This is a genomic window from Pseudomonas sp. GNP012 (genome assembly GCF_054343835.1).
Window position 1 is genome coordinate 3,947,127 of record NZ_JBTGUU010000001.1, and the last position, 17,008, is coordinate 3,964,134.

Genomic DNA, 17,008 nt, shown 5'->3' on the forward strand with positions numbered 1-17,008 from the left:
TTTGAACGCTTGCCGGGCCGGCTGTACTGCCATTGGCCTGGCGTTCAACGGGTTGTCGCCAGAGGACCTTCGATGAAAGCAGTCATTGCAATAACGGCGACATTAATGCTCGCAGGTTGTGCCAGCAATGGCCTGTCTTCGCGACCGGCCAGCTGTGCCAAGCCCGGTTCGGAGCAAGAACTGTCCCTGAACCTGGCCGACAACATGGCCGAAGAAGGCCGTTTATATGCCAGCCTGGCGAATCTGGAAGGATTGCCCGACAACCTGGTCCAGGTTCGCCTGCGCAAGGCTCGGGTGCTGCGCCTGATGGGGCGTAGCGGCGACGCGCAGCCGTTGTACGAAAGCTTGCTCGGCACCTGTCTGGCGGCTGAAGGGGAACATGGCCTGGGCCAGTTGGCCGCTGCCAGAAATGACAACGCCAGCGCAGCCACTCACCTTGAACGTGCGGTGAAGATGGCCCCCACCGACGACAGAATGCGCAATGACCTGGGGGTCGTCTACCTCAATCAGCGACGGATCCCTGAAGCACGCTTTGAGTTCATGACCGCCATGGAGCTCAAGCAGGCGAACACACTGGCGGCACTCAATATGGTGACGTTGTTGATCTATCAGGATAACTGGAAGGCGGCCGCCGAACTCGTGACCCGCGCCGACTTGAATCCCAAGCAAGTCATAGAGGCTCAATCCCGCGCGGAAAAACTCAAGGCCTCTGCCAAAAAAGTGGTCGCTACCGATGGCAATCGCAAGACTGAGGTAGCCGATGCCTCTACCAGTGCGAACAAGTAGAACGTACGAGGAGTCGAGATGAATACCAAACGGCTGTTGATCGTGTGCACGGCTTGCCTGTCCACCACTGCCTGGGCCATTGAACCGGGGCCCTCCTCGCCGTATCAACAAGGCACCGAGCAGTGGTTGCAACTGCAGATTCGCGGTGTGGTTGCCTCCCCTCACCTGCAAACCGCTTCGGCCACCGAACGTGACCTGGCCATGCAGCGCTGGCTGAACAGCTTTAACTACCCGATTCCGGAATTCTATGACCAGGATGCAGCGGGAGAAATGACCATCGGCGGCGACAACTGAGGGATATCGATGGGTGATCAGCCTCTGGCGTAGTCCAGAGTGGCCTGGCTGCAAAGCCGGGCTTGATGTCGTGCGCAGGAAAGCAGTGACATCTACGCATTATCCATCCCTGGACGGATTACACCGTAGGAGCTGCCGAAGGCTGCGATCTTTTGATCTTCCTGCGATTTCACGATCGCTTGAAGTCAAAAGATCGCAGCCTTCGGCAGCTCCTACAGGGGATGTGTAAACCTATGGCAGGAAAGTACAGATCAAACTCGGGTGGCAAGGCCGTCGCACTCGACAGCCTCAAGCCGTTTGACCTCACCCGAATGCTCTCAACACCCCGATCAGGGCTGGGCCGATGGCAACCAGAAAGAAGCTCGGCCACAGACAGAAAGTCAGCGGAAATATCATCTTGGTGCCAATTTTCGCCCCCTCCTCTTCGGCGGCCTGGGTGCGCCGGTCACGGAATTCATCGGCATAAATGCGCAGGGTGTCGGCCACGCTGGTACCAAAGCGGATGCTCTGCGCCAAAAGGCTGACCAATCCTGCTCACTTACCGAATGCCTTGAATACCCCGATCATGGCGGGGCCAATGGCTATCAGGAAGAAGCTCGGCCACAGGCAGAAAATAAGCGGGAATATCATCTTGGTGCCAATTTTCGCCCCCATCTCTTCGGCCGCCTGCGTACGCCGGTCACGGAACTCATCGGCATAGATGCGCAAGGTGTCGGCCACGCTGGTACCAAAGCGAATACTCTGCGCCAACAGGTTGACCAGCCCTTGAACGTCATCCAGGCCCGTGCGCACAGCCAGTTGCTTGAGCGCCTCGGTACTGGAAATGCCCGCGCGGATTTGTGCATTGACTGTGGCCAGCTCTTCAGCCAGTTCGACCTGACTGACCGACATCTCCTCGGCCACCCGCTCTATGGTCGTGGGCAGGGCCAGGCCCGACTCCACGCACACCACCATCAGGTCCAGCGCATCCGGAAACGCGGCACGCAGCCGGCCTTGTCGCAACTGCTTGCGCTTGGCGACATACAGCGCCGGCACCAACCATCCGATAGCGGCCACCACGAACACCAACAGCAACCCCATGATCAGGGAAATCTTGGGAATCATCGGCAACAGCAGCAACGCAATACCGATCAACAACAGCGGTAACATCAAGCGTACCGCCCAGTATATTTGCACCGCCGATGAGGAACGGTATCCCGCATGCATCAACAGCGTCTGGGTGACGGACGTCTGAGCCGATTCAGTCGAGGCAAAGCGCTGGCCGACCCGCTCCAGCAACAGTTGCAAATTACCTGGAGCTTCCTGCCCGGTCGTGTTGCCTAAATGACCACGCTTGATCAGCGCCAGACGACGCTGCACCGGGTCCTGAAGACCCAGCATCAGCAAGATCACGGCGAGAACCGCAAGCACCGTACTCAAACCGATCGCGCCAAGGAACAACAGGCGCGCCATCTCTTCGCTTCCCGTGACCCGACTGAACAACCCGAGCAAAAAATCCATGACCTGTACCTCCCGGTAGCGAATACCGCTTAAACCTGAATCCGGATGATTTTGCGGATCCAGAAAATCCCGATCAACATGGAGAAAAAAGCCCCGATTATCAGCTTATGACCCACCGGATCATTGAGCAGCAACGGCATGTATTTAGGAGTGGTGAACACGATCACCCCCGCCAGAACGAAAGGAATGGCCACCAGTATCCAGGCCGACATCCTCCCTTCCGCCGACAAGGTCTTGACCTTGCGCTGGAAGCGAAAGCGTCCGCGGATCAGGCGACTCAGGCGCTCCAGAACTTCCGTCAGATTACCGCCGGTCTCGCGATGGATCAGGATCGAGGTCACCAGCATCATCACCGTCATGCTTGGCATCCTTTCCAGCAGGCCGAGCATGGCCCGGCGTACATCGTTGCCATAGTTGATATCGGAAAAGGTCAGGCCAAACTCGTGAGCGACCGGTCCCTTGTGCTCCTCGGCCACCAGGCGCAGGGTTTCGTTGAATGGGTGCCCGGCGCGCAGAGCGCGGCACATGGCATCAAGTGCATCCGGCAAGCCTTCCTCAAACTCAGCGAAACGCTTGCCACGGTCACGAGAGATTTTCAGTATGGGTAACCAGAAAACCGCGAAACCCGCGATCAAGGCCATCCACCAGACTGACGAGACCATCCAGATCAAGATGCCCGCCCAGACACCCAGCGCCAGCCCGAGCAGCAATACCCGATAGGCCCGGTATTCGTGCCCGGACTGCTCAATCATTTGCGTCAATGCCTCCATCAAGGGCATCTGTTCAAGCCTGGCCTCCAGGGGCGACAAACGCGTCAGGTATTTCTGCCGCAACACCGTCTGCATGTTGGGCAAATTATTGGCTTTCTCCAGTACGTGCAGGCGGCCACGGATGCGCTTGCGCATCTTGCCAGCCTCGCCAAACACCGGCACCGCCACGCTTTGGGACAAGAGGAAGACGGCGATAAACACCATGCCGAGAAACATCAGAATGAATTCACCGGGAATCTGGTTCATGACTGCCGTGCCTCCATCCACTCAGGTCTGAACATCGTCAGCGGCAACTCGATGCCGCGCTTGGCCAGCACATCGCGGAAGGCGGGGATCATGCCGCTGGGTCGATAATCACCCAGCACTTCGCCGTTTTCGCCCATGCCATGGCGCGCGAAGGAGAAGATTTCGGTCATGGTGATGATCTCGCCTTCCATGCCGTTGATTTCCTGCACACTGACCAGACGACGCTTGCCGTCCTCCTGGCGTTCCAGCTGGATCACCACATCGATCGCCGAAGCGATCTGCTGACGCATGGCCTTGATCGGGAAGGTCGCCCCGGTCATCGACACCATGTTCTCGACCCGGCCCAACGCATCGCGCGCGGTGTTGGCGTGGATCGTGGTCAACGAGCCGTCGTGGCCGGTGTTCATCGCCGTCAGCATGTCCAGCGCCTCGACGCCGCGCACTTCGCCGATGACAATGCGGTCCGGACGCATCCGCAGGCTGTTGCGCACCAACTCCCGCTGACTCACCTCGCCGCGCCCTTCGATGTTCGAAGGCCGGGTTTCCAGGCGCACCACGTGGGGCTGCTGCAGTTGCAGTTCGGCCGAGTCCTCGATGGTGACGATCCGCTCGTTGTGCGGAATGAAACTGGACAGGACATTGAGCATGGTGGTCTTGCCGCTGCCGGTACCGCCGGAAATCAGCACGTTCAAGCGCCCACGCACTATCGCCTTGAGCAGCAGGGCAATGGCCGGAGTCAACGTACCCACCTGGATCAGGCTGTCGGTATTGAGCAGGTCCACCGCAAAGCGCCGGATCGACATGCTGGGGCCGTCGATGGCCAGCGGCGGGATAATCGCGTTGACCCGCGAACCGTCCTTGAGCCGGGCGTCCACCAAGGGCGAGGACTCGTCGATACGCCGGCCCAGGCTGGAAACGATGCGGTCGATGATATTCAGCAAATGCTGATCATCGCGAAAGCGCACATCGGTGCGTTGCAGCTTGCCGAAGCGCTCGACATAGACCGAGGCAAAGCCGTTGACCAGAATATCGGACACGCTGTGATCGGCCAGCAACGGCTCCAGAGGGCCAAGTCCGAGCACCTCGTCGGTGATCTGCTTGATGATCAACTGGCGGCTGGAAGTACTCACCGGTGCCGAATGCTCGTCGAGCAGGCGCTGGCAAATATCGCGAATCTGCCGCGTGGCCTCAGCCTGCTCAAGGGAATCCAGCAAGGACAGATCCATGACCTTGAGCAACTGTTGGTAGATCTTTTCTCGCCACTCGGCTTCCACCGGGGTGACCTGACTTTTGGTTTCGTAAAGAACGTCCGGCGTTGCACGCTCCCACGCCATTATTTCCTCTGCCGGATCCGGCAGGTCGTCACCCGGCTGGTTGGCCGGTGACGAGGCGGGTTTACCGGACTGTTTGCGCAAGCGGTTACGAAAGTCGCTGATCATGGGTCACCCCCCGAAAAAACGGTTGAAGGCGCGTTTGAACACGCCTTTTTTTCCAGCCATCTGGTTGCCCAGCAGGTCATCGGCCACGTTGCGCAGGGCAACGGTAATCGCCGCCTTCGGCGCATGCAGACCCAACGGTACGCCAGTGTTCTGACTCTGGCTGACCAGGTTGAAGTCGTTGGGTAATTTCGACAGGTTCGTGCAGCGCAGCGTCTCGCCGATATCCTTGAGGCTGACCGCTGCCGACTTGTCAAAGCGGTTGACCACTATCTGCAATTGATCCCCGCGCACGCCCAGGTCTTCGCGAAGGATCCGCACCAGGGAGCTGGCATCGCGCAGATGGCTGACGCTCTGCTGCACCACCACGTACACCCGGTCAGCCTGTTCCAGCACGGAGCCGGTAAGGTGGTCGATCTGCCGTGGCAGATCGATCACTACCCAGTCATAGCTGGCGCGAGCCAACTGCAACAAGGTGTCAAGTTGCTCGGGTTGGGCATCCTGCGGCAGACACAGCTCACCGGCCCGGCCACCCAGCACATGCAAGGTGGGGCTGAAGTGGCTGCAAAAACCCCGCAGCGCAACACTGTCCATGCCATCGATCTGATGCAACACCTCAAGATGGCTGTGGGTTTGCGCCACATCCAGGTAATGCGTCACGCTGCCAAACTGCAGGTCCATATCCAACAACAGGGCAGTGCCACCTTTCATGCTGAGCTGCTGAGCCAGGTTGCAGGCCAGCATGGTGCCGCCGGATCCGCCTTTGGAGCTGGTCACGGCGATCAATTTCCCTTCTGTCCCGCTGCCGGTCCGAACTTCCATGACCAGCCGATTCAAGGCGGCGACCAGTTCCGTCTCGGCGACGGGCTCCGGCAGCACGTCACGGGCGCCGGCCTGCATCGCCAGGCGCATGCCTTCCTGTTCACTCAGCAGCCCGCACACCAGCATCGGCGGACGCTCATGGGCCGGGCGCTGCAACAGTGCCGCCAGCTCCTCGCGCCACAGATGGCTGACGCGCAACAGCAACAGATCGGGCATCCGGTCCAGACCGTAGAGTGGGTCGACATGCCCGTTGCTCACCAGCCGAGTACTCACCTCCAGGCTGGGCATGCGCTGGCAGACGCCTTGCAGGTCGCGCAACGACGTGGCATCACGGCTGCTGATCAGCAACCGTAGCCCGGCTTTGCCGGTCGAGGTAGAGGCTGGAGTTTCCTTGGTATTCAGCATGGCGTGATCTCCCCGGAATCGGAATGACGCCCGAGGCTTTCACGTGGCAACGTTGCCCTGAATGCAGGCAAGGTGATGGGCACGCCGAACCCGGGAATGAACAGGTTGAAAACGAAGTTTTGCAGACTCAACCGGACATAGCGGATGGCACGAAATCCATTGACTCCGCTCGTATCGGCAGGGTTGGCCACCACAGCACCGTTTACGTCCAGATAACTCAGGGTCAGGTGGGTGGTGGACAGATTGCCGATCAACTGGCTCGTACCAGCATCGCCTGCGGCATTGAAGATCGCCCGCCGCAGAACCACCGGATCGCTAATATTGCACACCGCAGCCAGGCGCGTACCACGCCGTACGGCTTCATCCAGCGCATTGACCGTAAAGTACAGGCGACCCATTTCCACCACGCTGAACAACAGCGTGAACACCAGCAGACCAACAATGGCGAACTCCACCGAATAGATGCCGCGCATGTGTTTTCTGTTCATCACAGGGCCCTCATCACGGTAGTGGCTACCAGCGGAATGCTCAGTGCAATCTGATTACCAAAGAAACCGGGAAGCGATCCGGTGCAATTGCCAGCGCCAATCACCGGACAGAACGTGTAAGTGATGGTGACCCGCACATGGTCGGTGCCCACTGCGGCCACGACCACGTTGCCAGTCGTCAGCCCTGATACCACTGCGGTGCCGGTATTGGCCGGCACGCCATACACCGCAACGTTTTTCGTCTGGGTCAGAAGCGTACTGCCAAGAGATACCGCACCCAGCGTCGAGTCCCAGGCATTGCTGGCGACGAAACGGCCGGCATCGCGGCTAGCCTGTAGCAGCACGTTGTACTGATAGAGCATGCGGCCGAACTCACCGAAGGCCAGCATCAGCAACAGCAACACCGGCAAGACCAGGGTGAACTCCACCATGGCCAGGCCTTGCTGGCGCTGCCGACTTTTAAATCCGTGAAGTCTCATGACGCCCCCTACGAGTCAGTGCTCGGAGTACCGCTGCCGGTGAGATAGGTTTTGTACAGCTGAATGATCTGCGGGCCGGAGTCGGTGGACGGCGAGGGACCCGCTACGTTGTCGCCTTCGCACTCCTTCACGAACTGGCCGAAGATCTGCGCGTCCCCGCCACCGCCATCCATTGGCTGCACCACGAAATAGCAGCCAAAACCGAGGACGGGGATCGAGGTTGCACCATTATTTTTCCCGGTGCAGTCGCCCACCACGATTTTCAGCATCCGGCGCTCGAACACCCCATTGCCCTGACAGCCACTGCCCCCCGCCACACATGCGGCAACGCTTGCACGCCAGTCGTTGTAGTCCAGTATCGAGTTGCTACCGGCTGTGAGATTGCCGTTGTTCGAGGTGACGGTTTGCCCTTGGTACTTCATTTGTGGTGGGTTGACTGAGTCGTCGTAAGTGATTGCGGGGTTGCTGGACGTGGTCACCAGGTCCGGCGGATAGTCCGAGGCGCTGACCGGGCCGTTGTAGATGCCGAAGCGCGTATTCAGGCCTTGAGAGGTAGGGCCGACCTTGTTGCCAGGGGCGGTCGTGACGTTATCTCCCACATTGCGGCAGACCTTGCCACCTCCGGCCAGATCCTCCCTGACCGTACTGCCGCCCGAGCCAAAATCGAGCAACTGAAAGTTGCCTGGACCAATGGGCGACGAATTACCGGCCGCCGTCTTCAATACCTGCAAATCACCAAACTGAAAGCCCCAGAACATGCCGGCGCCCGGGTTGTATTGCGTCGGGTTGCCGCAGACCATCAAAGGTGCAAGATCACAAGGACTGGTAGGGCTGGGTCCCGCGGTGGCGATCGCCGCCACCGCTTTGGCTCCCAGGCCACCAGTGCCAAATACCTGGGCGAAGTTCCAGAAAAACCCGGTCAGGCTATAGCTCGGTACCGATACCCGAACGTACTTGGCATCCGTCGGCCCGGGATAGGAGAACGGGCCATAGACGCTGCTTGCCAATTCCACTACCGCAAATGCACCTGGATTGCCACCGACAGCCGTGGCCAACTCGTTGTTGCCCGTGGCATTGGCATTTTGTACCAGCGTATTGAGGGCGGCGGTACGCGTCGTGCTGGCACTGTTGGCGCCACCCTCCACCTGACTCAGGGTTTTGGCGCCACTGAGGGCGGCGGCGTCCACCGCATTCTGCAGGCGCGTTTTGTTCAGCAGCATATGCCCGCCATCCAGAGCCAACGCTGCCATCATGCCCATCGCCGCCAACGCGATCACCATCAATACACTCACCGATCCTTCCTGGCGCCTTGGCGTCGAAGTGAACGGCCGCTGAATACGAAGATTCATCATCAAGCCCTCGATTGCCGATTCTGATCCGGATCGGCTCCGCCAATACCTTGGTGCCCGGATACCTGTTGTGCCCTGTCAGCGGATGTTGACTACTTTGGCTTCGGTCCCGCGAATGACGGTGATACCCCCACCCCCGCCATTGCTGCGCTGTACCGCACGTTTTGGCGCCTCGGCGGTGGCCACTGCCATGGCCGGGGCAACAGGCGTGGCCGGCGCAACGGCCACCGCTTTCTTCTCGAGGTTCAGCGGGTTACGCAGCGCCAATTGCAACTTGCCTTCCGTCTGCGCCGTGACCAGGGCTTCCGCTTCAGCGGCCGACATCTCCAGGGTCACTGCCCGCACCACTACCGGTTGGGTCTTGTCGGTGCCCGCGGTCTGATCCACCGCCAACACCCGCAAGTTCTCGAGGATGGTCCTGGACGTGGCGCTGTTACTGCCGGCATTGGTGGTTTTGGTCGCCAGTACATCGACCCGGTTACCCGGCAACAGGAATCCACCCACGCCGACCACATCGTCCACCCGTACCGATATCGCGCGTTTGTCAGGCGCAATCAAAGAGGCCAGGGTACTGCCCCCCAGGTGCTCGCTCAGACGTGCACCGCGCACGATGTCGCCCCGCAGAATGTCGAAGGTTGCGATCTTGCCCACGGCTTTTTCGCTGGCATCGAAGGCATCGTCCGGGATCGTATCCATGGGCATGCGTACGGTCGTGACCTGCTGGGCCTCGACCATCTGCCCGAATGGAATCTCCACCGTGGCGACCACCACGTTTCGAAGGTGGTCATCCGGGCTGGCATTGAGCCGCGCGCTCAGCCAGGAGTCGGCCATCCATGCAGCCCCAAGGCCCATGACCAGGGAAACGCCTATCAAGGTAAGAGTACGAGAGCTCATGTCAGTATCTCCGCATCAAAGAAAGTCGAGCTGGACGAAGTAGTTGTGCCAGGCCCATTCCAACTCTTTCGGTGACAGTGGTCCGGAACCGCCCATATAACGCTGGCGATCGAGTGCCATGTTCAGGAGATCACGGGGATGGCAAGGCACCAGAGGCATGCCTTCACTTGCATAAAGCCTTTGCAGTACATAACGCACCAGCAGCGGGTCATAGGAAATGCCCAGACGCTCGCTTTCCTGACGCCAGATCTTTTCGTACTGCTCGGGCTTCAGGTAACCGAATTGCAGCTTGTAGCCAATCCGGCGAAGGAAGGCCTCATCGGCCAATTCCAGGGGATTGAGGTTGGTGGAAAACACCAGAATCAGATCGAACGGCAGCTCGCAATGCCGACCGCCACCCAGGTTGAGAAAGTCGCGCTTTTCCTCCATCGGGACGATCCAGCGATTCAACAGTTCGGCGGGTGCCATGCGCTGGCGCCCCATGTCGTCAATGATGAACAGGCCATTGCTGGCCTTGAGCTGCAAGGCGGCCTGGTACTGACGGGTGAAAGGGTCATAGCGAACGTCCAGCTGTTCCATGCTCAACTCACCGCCCGTGATGACGATCGGGCGTTTGCAGCACAGCAGTCGACGGTCGATCCCTTCGTTGAGCATCAGACTGTTCTGCTGAGCGTTGTCATCGAGCCGCTGATGCACCTGCGGGTCATAGATCTCGATCACCGACTCGTTGATGACGATGGCATGGGGGATCCAGATGGCCTCGGCAAACAGACGGATCAGCCGACTGCTGACATAAGTCTTGCCAGTACCGGCGGGGCCATAAATCATGATTGCGCGCCCAGAGTTCATCGCCACACCCAACTGATCAAGCATCTCCTCCGTAAGCACTACGCCAGCAAGGGCATTGCGCATATCGTTGGCGTTGATGCGACCATGGTGAATGGTCTGTAGCTTGATCAAGGAGCGGTAGGTACTCACCGGGAACGGTGCCGCTCCTATGTAACCGCTACGCGACAGGGCATCCCGGGCGGCACTGCGACCACGCTCGGTCAGGCCATAACGCAACATCTGCCCGCCGGTTTGACTCACCTGGCCCAGCACTTCGACACGGCCATCCTTGCGCAGAAACGCCAGGACCTCTTCAAGTACCGCACCGGTCAGCGCCAGGCGGTCCACCAGCCGCGTCATGTCCAGCACCCCGGCATCAAACAAATGCTTGCACACCAACTCACCGAGAAAACTGTCGGTCAGGCCAGTTTCGCGGATAGTGCAGGGCTGAGGAGCCAGCCGTTGCACCGCTCCCCGATCGCTGGGGTAGGCATCACTATCGACGATGACGTGCATGTCTAACCTCCGAATCCACCGGCATTAAGTTGCCAGTAGATGCTGTTCAACGTCCCCAGCAGGATCGCTACCGTATAAGGAAAGGGTTTGCCAGCTACCTCGCCCGGGTTCGGCGCCATGTAGGCCCGCGCCAAAAACATCAACCGAAAGCGCCCCAGGGTTTGCAACAATTGACCGCGCACCAGAACGATCAGGAAACCGCACAGCCCTCCCCATATCAGACTGAAGAACACAGCCCACAAGGCGTAATGGGGGGGTAGAAAACTGCCGACCATGGCCATCAGCTTGACGTCACCGGCCGCCATGCCACCCAGGGCATACATGGGCAGGAACAGCGCAAAGCCGATCAGGAGGCCCAACAGACCATCCCCCATCCCACTGATTCCACCTGAATAGGTCTGGCTGGCTAACCCCAAGGTCAGACCTACCAGGATCAGCAGGTTGGGAATGCGGTGGCGACGCAGGTCGCTCACCACCGCCACGCCCAGCAGTCCTATCAGCACAACAGTCGCTACCAGCTGTTCCATGGACATCATGCATCTCCCTACCAAGAGTTATCTTTATCAGCACGTACCAGGAATAATGGAGTTGCACAGTCCCCTGATCCTTGTATCCACGGCGCCTCCAAGAAGAGTGAACGCCGCGACAACAACTGCCGTAATCAACCCTCCCGCTACCGCGTACTCCACAATGGTCAGGCCATCCTCGTCTTTGACGAACTTCAGCACCGAAGCCTTGATTGTTTGACTAAGCATTTTGATCACCTCACTTTGACGACGCCGTCCAGAATGAGCATCGGTAGAAACAGCGCGAAACCGACCAAGATGGCGGGGCGCCCTAGCAGCAAAGCAGTACCAGCCCGCTGCTCCCGGAACGTCGCTGCCTCTCTCTACCGTGGTGAGTTATCGTTATCAGCAACCAGCACCACCAATGGCGGTACACAGCCCCCGGACCCTGGTATTCACCGCGCCGCCAAGAAGAGTGAACGCCGCGACAACAACTGCCGTAATCAACCCACCGGCCACCGCATACTCCACAATGGTCAGGCCATCTTCGTCTTTGACGAACTTCACTACCGAAGCCTTGATTGTTTGCATGATCATTTTGCCCACCTCACTCGAATGTTGTTTTTTCTGAGGCAGTGCTTTCTGCGCTGCCTGAGTGCAACCCTAGTCAGGAGCAAGGCATGGGTGTTAGGAGGATTTTGCGCATCGCTAGGACTTTTTTGCGGGGCGGCCAAATACGCAGCTTTGGCCTTTGCAGAAGTAACGGAGGGGTAAACAAGGCATTGAAACGCAAAGGCAATTGCCATTGATTCACAAGCGACAGGCGGTTAAGCCCGGTTTTTCGAAGACACCCGAGCAAATAATCGCCCGGAGCTGCCTTCCAGATAACCCATAGAGCGAATGGAACTAAAAATCGTCTTTTCTATCAGGATTTAATCTGCAAATTGATGGCACATTGGCAATACTGGCGGAGAGAGTCACTAGAACCACCAGAGTAGAGACATGACGTCCAATTTGACCAAAAGGCCATCGCTCCTGTGGTTCGATCTGACTCATGATCGGTCCACGAAAGAACTCGTCACGCAGTTCGAGGACGCCTGCGACTGCAAACTGGCAAAAAACTCCGTGTTGCCCGTCAGGGAACAGGCAGACATGATCTGCATCCATTTTGATCGCCCCGACACTCCAGGCTTGAAGCTATTGCTGGAGATCAAACGCACCACTCCTACCATCCCGATCACCATGTTCACCGTGCAGCACTCGGAGGAACTGGCGGTATGGGCCATGCGCTCCAGCGTCTGGGAATACATGGTGCTCCCGCTCTCGACCAGCGAGAGGAAGCGTTACCTGGCGGCAGTACTGCAGCTCTGCGAGCTGCGCCGAAATGCCAACGGCCTGGGCAAGTCATCGCAGATCGACCACTCCCCGACCCTGCCGGACAGTATCCGGCTGACCTCAGGACACCAAAAACACCAGGCACTGAACAGCGTCATGCTGTACATCGAACAGCACTTTCGAGACAGCATCGATCAGAGGGAATTGGCGCAGCGCTGCGGCATGACAACATTTCGCTTCAGCCGCCTGTTCAAGGAGGCCAATGGACTTGGCTTCACGGATTACATCCTGGACAAGCGCATGAACTTCGCCAAAGAACTGCTCGACAACAGCCAGATGCCGATTACCAGCATCGGCTATGAAGCCGGCTTCAAGGATCCGTCCTACTTCGCTCGTGCCTTCAAGCAGTTCGCAAACTGCACGCCCAGTGAATACCGCCTGGCACGCCAACTCAGAGCGGCGGCGGCTGTGCAACTGGAGCAGGATGAAGCAACCACTGACACGCTTGAAAGCCTGGTACAGAGCCTCAGCGGTTGATCCGGTTTTTTACGCGCAAACAAAAACGCCGCTCAATGAGCGGCGTTTTCGTTAAATATGGAGCGGGAAACGAGACTCGAACTCGCGACCCCGACCTTGGCAAGGTCGTGCTCTACCAACTGAGCTATTCCCGCAAATGGCGTCCCCTAGGGGACTCGAACCCCTGTTACCGCCGTGAAAGGGCGGTGTCCTAGGCCACTAGACGAAGGGGACACGCTGCCCGGAACACATGGTGTGTGTTTCGGTGCCCAGATCCGCATCCGAAGACTTGGTTCTGGTTTCACTCAGCCCTGCCCGAAAGCAACGCTGTTTAAAATTGGAGCGGGAAACGAGACTCGAACTCGCGACCCCGACCTTGGCAAGGTCGTGCTCTACCAACTGAGCTATTCCCGCATTGGCGTCCCCTAGGGGACTCGAACCCCTGTTACCGCCGTGAAAGGGCGGTGTCCTAGGCCACTAGACGAAGGGGACACACTACAACATTCACTCCCTGCTTCGTTTCGCTGTGTGCTTTACGCTGCAAGTGGCGCGCATTCTATGGATGGATTGAGAGGTCGTCAACCCCCTGATATAAATTTATTTAAATCAATGACTTCGCCCTGGTTTTGGACGCCTTTGCGGTTTTTCCGCTGCCCGGTGTTTGACGCCTATATTCTGGCACTCGCCAAGACGTTATAGTCCTCCAGTGATGGCAATCTGTATATCGCGTGCCACCATTTATAGAAGCGAGGCTGCGGCCGATATAAGCGCAGGCATGTCCGATCCATCCCGTCATACGGGCCTAGGCGCTCAAATGCCAAGCCACTAGACTCGCATGCGTACCCTAAAAAGAGGTCTTACCGGTGACGCCACTCATGATCACCCTGCTAGTTGTAGCCGGGATCGCACTGTTGATCGCCATTGGCTACATGAACCATGTGGTGGAAAACAACAAGCTGGAAAAGGCCCGTACCAAGATTGAGCTCAACGATCGCCTGCGACGCTGCGGCGAAATCACCGAGACTTTCCCCGGCCAGTTGATGACCCCGGCACTCAAACTGCTGTTGACCCGCCTGGAACTCAATGTCTGCCAGCGCCTGCTCAACCTGGAAAAATCCAGTGCCAACCTCAAGGCACGGATCGCCGAACTGGAGGCCCTTGTCGGCCAGGGTGAATCGATCCCGGTCAACAATCCGCCAGCACCGATCCAGACCGAAGCCAAGGCCAAGGATGTACGTTTCCTGCTTGAAGCCCTGCACGGGCAAATCACCCGCGCGGCACAGGACGGCTTCCTGCCCCCCAACGAAGCCAAGCGCTGGATTCGTGAAGTGCGCCACATCCTGGTGCTGCTGCACATTGAGTTCTTCAATAACCTCGGTCAGCACTCTCTGCAACAGAACCAGCCCGGGCAGGCTCGCCTGGCATTCGAGCGCGGCGTGCAATATCTGCGCAAGCAACAGGAACCACAGGTCTACGCCGAGCAACTGGAGTACCTGGAAAAACTCCTGGCCCGCGCCAATGACCAGGTCATGGATCGCATTGCGCCGGTCGAAGGCGAGGTCAACCAATTGACCGAAGGCCTCAAAGACGTCGAAGCTGACGCGGACTGGAAAAAGAAAGTGATCTACGACTGATCAGCGAAAACAGAAAAGCCACCGCAAGGTGGCTTTTTTTGTTCTTCTGTAGGAGCAGCCGGTCGACGCTCGATTGCTCGCGATGGACTCCAGAACACCGCGCTCACCCAGTCAACGCGCGTTGTCTTTGCGGCCATCGCGAGCAAGCTCGCTCCTACAGCCTGAAATGCCCCACCATCCCCTTCAGCTCAACCCCCAGTTGCGCCAACTCGATGCTGGAGGCGGCATTGCCCTGCATCGCCAGCGATGATTGATCGGCACTGGCACGAATACTGGTGACACTGCGGTTGATCTCTTCGGCCACCGAGCTCTGTTCCTCGGCCGCCGCGGCGATCTGCTGGTTCATCTGCTGGATCAACGATACCGCCGCCGCAATACTTCCCAGTGCGCTTTCGGTCTGCAAGGCATCGCTGACCGCCAGCTTCACCAACTCTCCGCTGCTCTGGATCTGCTGCACCGACGACTGCGCCGCCGAGCGCAAAGCGCTGACCAGGCGTTCGATTTCCTCGGTCGATTGCTGGGTTCGCCTGGCCAGTGCACGCACTTCATCGGCCACCACCGCAAAGCCCCTGCCCTGCTCCCCCGCCCGGGCCGCCTCGATCGCCGCGTTCAATGCCAGCAGGTTGGTCTGCTCCGCCACGCTTTTGATCACACTCAAGACCGTGCCGATGTTCTGGATTTCCGCACTCAGGCTTTCAATGCTCGAACTGGCCGAGTTGGCCGAGTCCGCCAATTGCTCGATCCGCGCCATGCTCTGGCGCACCACCTGCTGACCACTTTCAACCTTGCCGTCAGCCGTTTGCGCCGCCAGGGCTGCTTCCTCTGCGTTGCGCGCGACATCATGCACCGTGGCCGTCATCTGATTCATCGCGGTGGCGACCTGTTCGGTTTCCTCTTTCTGCGTGCTGACTTCGAGATTGGTCTGTTCCGTCACTGTCGACAGCGATTGGGCGGAAGTGGCCAGCTGTTCGATTCCCGACTGCAAGCCGCTGACGATATGGCTGAGCCCCGCGCCCATCTGTTGCATGGCCTGCATCAACTGGCCAATTTCGTCACGCCGGGTCACGTCAATGGTCGCACTCAAATCCCCTGAGGCAATCTGCTGCGCCACATGAATCACTCTGCGCAGCGGGGCCACGATCAACCGGGTGATGAACCACGCAGCAACCAGCCCGACCAGCAACGCCAGAGCGGAAGAGCCAAGGATCAGCATCGAGTTCTTTTTCAGTTCGGCCTGCATCGCCTGATCTTCAGCGACATAAGCCTGATCCACCCGCTCAACCACTTGGGCTGCGCGTTGGTGCAACTGTTGATAAACGGTTTTTTCCTGTTCCAGCAGGCCGGTGTACTCGGCGAGCTTGTCACTGAAACCGGCGATATGACCCGTCACCTCATTGAGGACGGTCTGGTAACCCTCGTCCTTGACCGTGGTCTTGAGCTGCTCGGCCTGGGCCAATGCCTGGCTGGCCTGTTCGATCTTGCCCTGCCCGGCGCTGTCGTCGCCTTTGCGGCTTTGATCCAGGCGCACGCGCGCTTCATTCATGGCTTGCAGCATCAAGCGCGAAACCTGGCTGACCTGACCGGCCTGCTCGATGAATTGCGCGCCGTCCTTGCCTTCGGAATCTTTCAGCGTATAAGCGCCGTCATCGGCGAGCCCGGATTGCAATACATCAAGATTATTGGCCACGCTGGACACCGACCAACTGGCCATTTCCAGCGCCAGGTCCTTGGCCTGGGTGAGCGAGACAAACTCGTCGAAGGCCTTGCGATAGGCGCCCAGTGACTGTTCGACATCATTCATCACCGGCACATTGGCCGCCGACGCGGCCTTGAGCTGACCGGCCAGTGCGATCAAGCCATCGACGCCCTCGTGCAGGGCATCGACGGTTTTCGGATTGCCGTGCAAGGCGTATTCCTGCTCCAGCAACCGGACCTTGAGCAAACCGCTGTTGAGCGATGACATTTGCTTGAGTCCGTCGAAGCGCTGGCTGATGGTTTGCAGGGACCACACGCCAATGCCCGCCACCAGCGCAGTCAATAACAGCACCAGGACAAACCCGACACCCAGTTTTTTCGCCATACCGAGGTTGGCAAAACGTCCTTGCACGGCCGAATTCATTGCACTTAGTCCCCTGCCAATGTCTGTAGACGCAGATTCGCAACGGGCCAGTGGCAACACAAGGCTCTGGCGCCGGAATAATGGC

At 58.7% G+C, this 17,008-nt stretch carries 17 protein-coding genes, 4 tRNA genes and 2 pseudogenes; 4 read left to right on the forward strand and 19 right to left on the reverse strand.

Annotated elements, in window-relative coordinates; translation table 11 throughout:
* Positions 1-72 precede the first annotated feature (72 nt).
* Positions 73-786 carry a tetratricopeptide repeat protein gene (locus ACXX83_RS17745; RefSeq protein ID WP_217836097.1) on the forward strand — a complete coding sequence of 238 codons (714 nt, stop codon included), beginning with the start codon at positions 73-75 and terminating at the stop codon, positions 784-786.
* Positions 787-804: 18 nt separating this feature from the next.
* Positions 805-1,080, forward strand: coding sequence for a DUF3613 domain-containing protein (locus tag ACXX83_RS17750; RefSeq protein WP_217836098.1), 276 nt, complete (start codon positions 805-807; stop codon positions 1,078-1,080).
* A gap of 303 nt (positions 1,081-1,383) precedes the next feature.
* Here ACXX83_RS17750 and ACXX83_RS17755 read toward each other — a convergent pair.
* The 13 genes and pseudogenes from ACXX83_RS17755 to ACXX83_RS17815 all read right to left on the reverse strand — a co-directional run.
* Positions 1,384-1,611: pseudogene (locus tag ACXX83_RS17755) on the reverse strand (type II secretion system F family protein); the annotation flags it as partial.
* A 3-nt stretch (positions 1,612-1,614) separates the two neighbouring features.
* Positions 1,615-2,580, reverse strand: a complete 966-nt coding sequence (locus ACXX83_RS17760) for a type II secretion system F family protein (protein WP_217836099.1) — start codon at positions 2,578-2,580, stop codon at positions 1,615-1,617.
* 29 nt (positions 2,581-2,609) lie between these two features.
* Positions 2,610-3,596, reverse strand: a complete 987-nt coding sequence (locus ACXX83_RS17765) for a type II secretion system F family protein (RefSeq protein WP_217836100.1) — start codon at positions 3,594-3,596, stop codon at positions 2,610-2,612.
* Positions 3,593-5,035 (reverse strand): TadA family conjugal transfer-associated ATPase, encoded by a 1,443-nt coding sequence (locus tag ACXX83_RS17770; RefSeq protein ID WP_458549201.1) that lies wholly within the window; start codon positions 5,033-5,035, stop codon positions 3,593-3,595. The genes ACXX83_RS17765 and ACXX83_RS17770 overlap by 4 nt, the downstream gene beginning before the upstream one ends.
* Before the next feature lie 3 nt (positions 5,036-5,038).
* Positions 5,039-6,259 (reverse strand): AAA family ATPase, encoded by a 1,221-nt coding sequence (locus tag ACXX83_RS17775; protein WP_458549202.1) that lies wholly within the window; start codon positions 6,257-6,259, stop codon positions 5,039-5,041.
* Positions 6,253-6,747: a TadE/TadG family type IV pilus assembly protein gene (locus ACXX83_RS17780; RefSeq protein WP_217836103.1), complete on the reverse strand. Its 495-nt coding sequence runs from the start codon at positions 6,745-6,747 to the stop codon at positions 6,253-6,255. The genes ACXX83_RS17775 and ACXX83_RS17780 overlap by 7 nt, the downstream gene beginning before the upstream one ends.
* The gene (locus ACXX83_RS17785) at positions 6,747-7,226 is read right to left on the reverse strand and encodes a TadE/TadG family type IV pilus assembly protein (protein WP_217836104.1); all 480 of its coding nucleotides are present in this window, start codon (positions 7,224-7,226) and stop codon (positions 6,747-6,749) included. The genes ACXX83_RS17780 and ACXX83_RS17785 overlap by 1 nt, the downstream gene beginning before the upstream one ends.
* Positions 7,227-7,234: 8 nt before the next feature.
* The gene (locus ACXX83_RS17790) at positions 7,235-8,578 is read right to left on the reverse strand and encodes a TadE/TadG family type IV pilus assembly protein (protein ID WP_458549203.1); all 1,344 of its coding nucleotides are present in this window, start codon (positions 8,576-8,578) and stop codon (positions 7,235-7,237) included.
* Positions 8,579-8,653: 75 nt separating this feature from the next.
* On the reverse strand, positions 8,654-9,469 hold the full coding sequence (cpaB, locus tag ACXX83_RS17795; RefSeq protein WP_217836106.1) for a Flp pilus assembly protein CpaB: 816 nt from the start codon (positions 9,467-9,469) through the stop codon (positions 8,654-8,656).
* A 15-nt stretch (positions 9,470-9,484) separates the two neighbouring features.
* Positions 9,485-10,813: a DUF8689 domain-containing protein gene (locus ACXX83_RS17800; RefSeq protein WP_458549204.1), complete on the reverse strand. Its 1,329-nt coding sequence runs from the start codon at positions 10,811-10,813 to the stop codon at positions 9,485-9,487.
* A gap of 2 nt (positions 10,814-10,815) precedes the next feature.
* Positions 10,816-11,346 (reverse strand): A24 family peptidase, encoded by a 531-nt coding sequence (locus tag ACXX83_RS17805; protein WP_458549205.1) that lies wholly within the window; start codon positions 11,344-11,346, stop codon positions 10,816-10,818.
* 30 nt (positions 11,347-11,376) lie between these two features.
* On the reverse strand, positions 11,377-11,568 hold the full coding sequence (locus ACXX83_RS17810; protein WP_225923709.1) for a Flp family type IVb pilin: 192 nt from the start codon (positions 11,566-11,568) through the stop codon (positions 11,377-11,379).
* Positions 11,569-11,724: 156 nt separating this feature from the next.
* Positions 11,725-11,916, reverse strand: a complete 192-nt coding sequence (locus ACXX83_RS17815) for a Flp family type IVb pilin (protein ID WP_217836109.1) — start codon at positions 11,914-11,916, stop codon at positions 11,725-11,727.
* A 405-nt stretch (positions 11,917-12,321) separates the two neighbouring features.
* Between ACXX83_RS17815 and ACXX83_RS17820 the strand changes: the two genes are divergently transcribed.
* Positions 12,322-13,191 carry an AraC family transcriptional regulator gene (locus tag ACXX83_RS17820; RefSeq protein WP_458549206.1) on the forward strand — a complete coding sequence of 290 codons (870 nt, stop codon included), beginning with the start codon at positions 12,322-12,324 and terminating at the stop codon, positions 13,189-13,191.
* Between the two features lie 58 nt (positions 13,192-13,249).
* On the opposite strand, the gene ACXX83_RS17825 is transcribed toward ACXX83_RS17820, so the two are convergent.
* From ACXX83_RS17825 to ACXX83_RS17840, 4 genes are all read right to left on the reverse strand, one after another.
* Positions 13,250-13,325, reverse strand: a tRNA-Gly gene (locus ACXX83_RS17825).
* Positions 13,326-13,328: 3 nt separating this feature from the next.
* Positions 13,329-13,404 (reverse strand) — tRNA-Glu (locus ACXX83_RS17830).
* A 104-nt stretch (positions 13,405-13,508) separates the two neighbouring features.
* Positions 13,509-13,584: transfer RNA gene (locus tag ACXX83_RS17835), tRNA-Gly, on the reverse strand.
* Positions 13,585-13,586: 2 nt separating this feature from the next.
* Positions 13,587-13,662, reverse strand: a tRNA-Glu gene (locus ACXX83_RS17840).
* 383 nt (positions 13,663-14,045) lie between these two features.
* Here ACXX83_RS17840 and ACXX83_RS17845 point away from each other — a divergent pair.
* Complete coding sequence (locus ACXX83_RS17845; RefSeq protein ID WP_217836111.1) at positions 14,046-14,804, forward strand: hypothetical protein; 759 nt, start codon at positions 14,046-14,048, stop codon at positions 14,802-14,804.
* Positions 14,805-14,958: 154 nt separating this feature from the next.
* On the opposite strand, the gene ACXX83_RS17850 is transcribed toward ACXX83_RS17845, so the two are convergent.
* Positions 14,959-15,840 (reverse strand): methyl-accepting chemotaxis protein, encoded by an 882-nt coding sequence (locus tag ACXX83_RS17850; protein WP_437179763.1) that lies wholly within the window; start codon positions 15,838-15,840, stop codon positions 14,959-14,961.
* Positions 15,820-16,923: pseudogene (locus ACXX83_RS17855) on the reverse strand (HAMP domain-containing protein); the annotation flags it as partial. The pseudogene ACXX83_RS17855 and the gene ACXX83_RS17850, both read right to left, overlap by 21 nt.
* Positions 16,924-17,008: the final 85 nt, after the last annotated feature.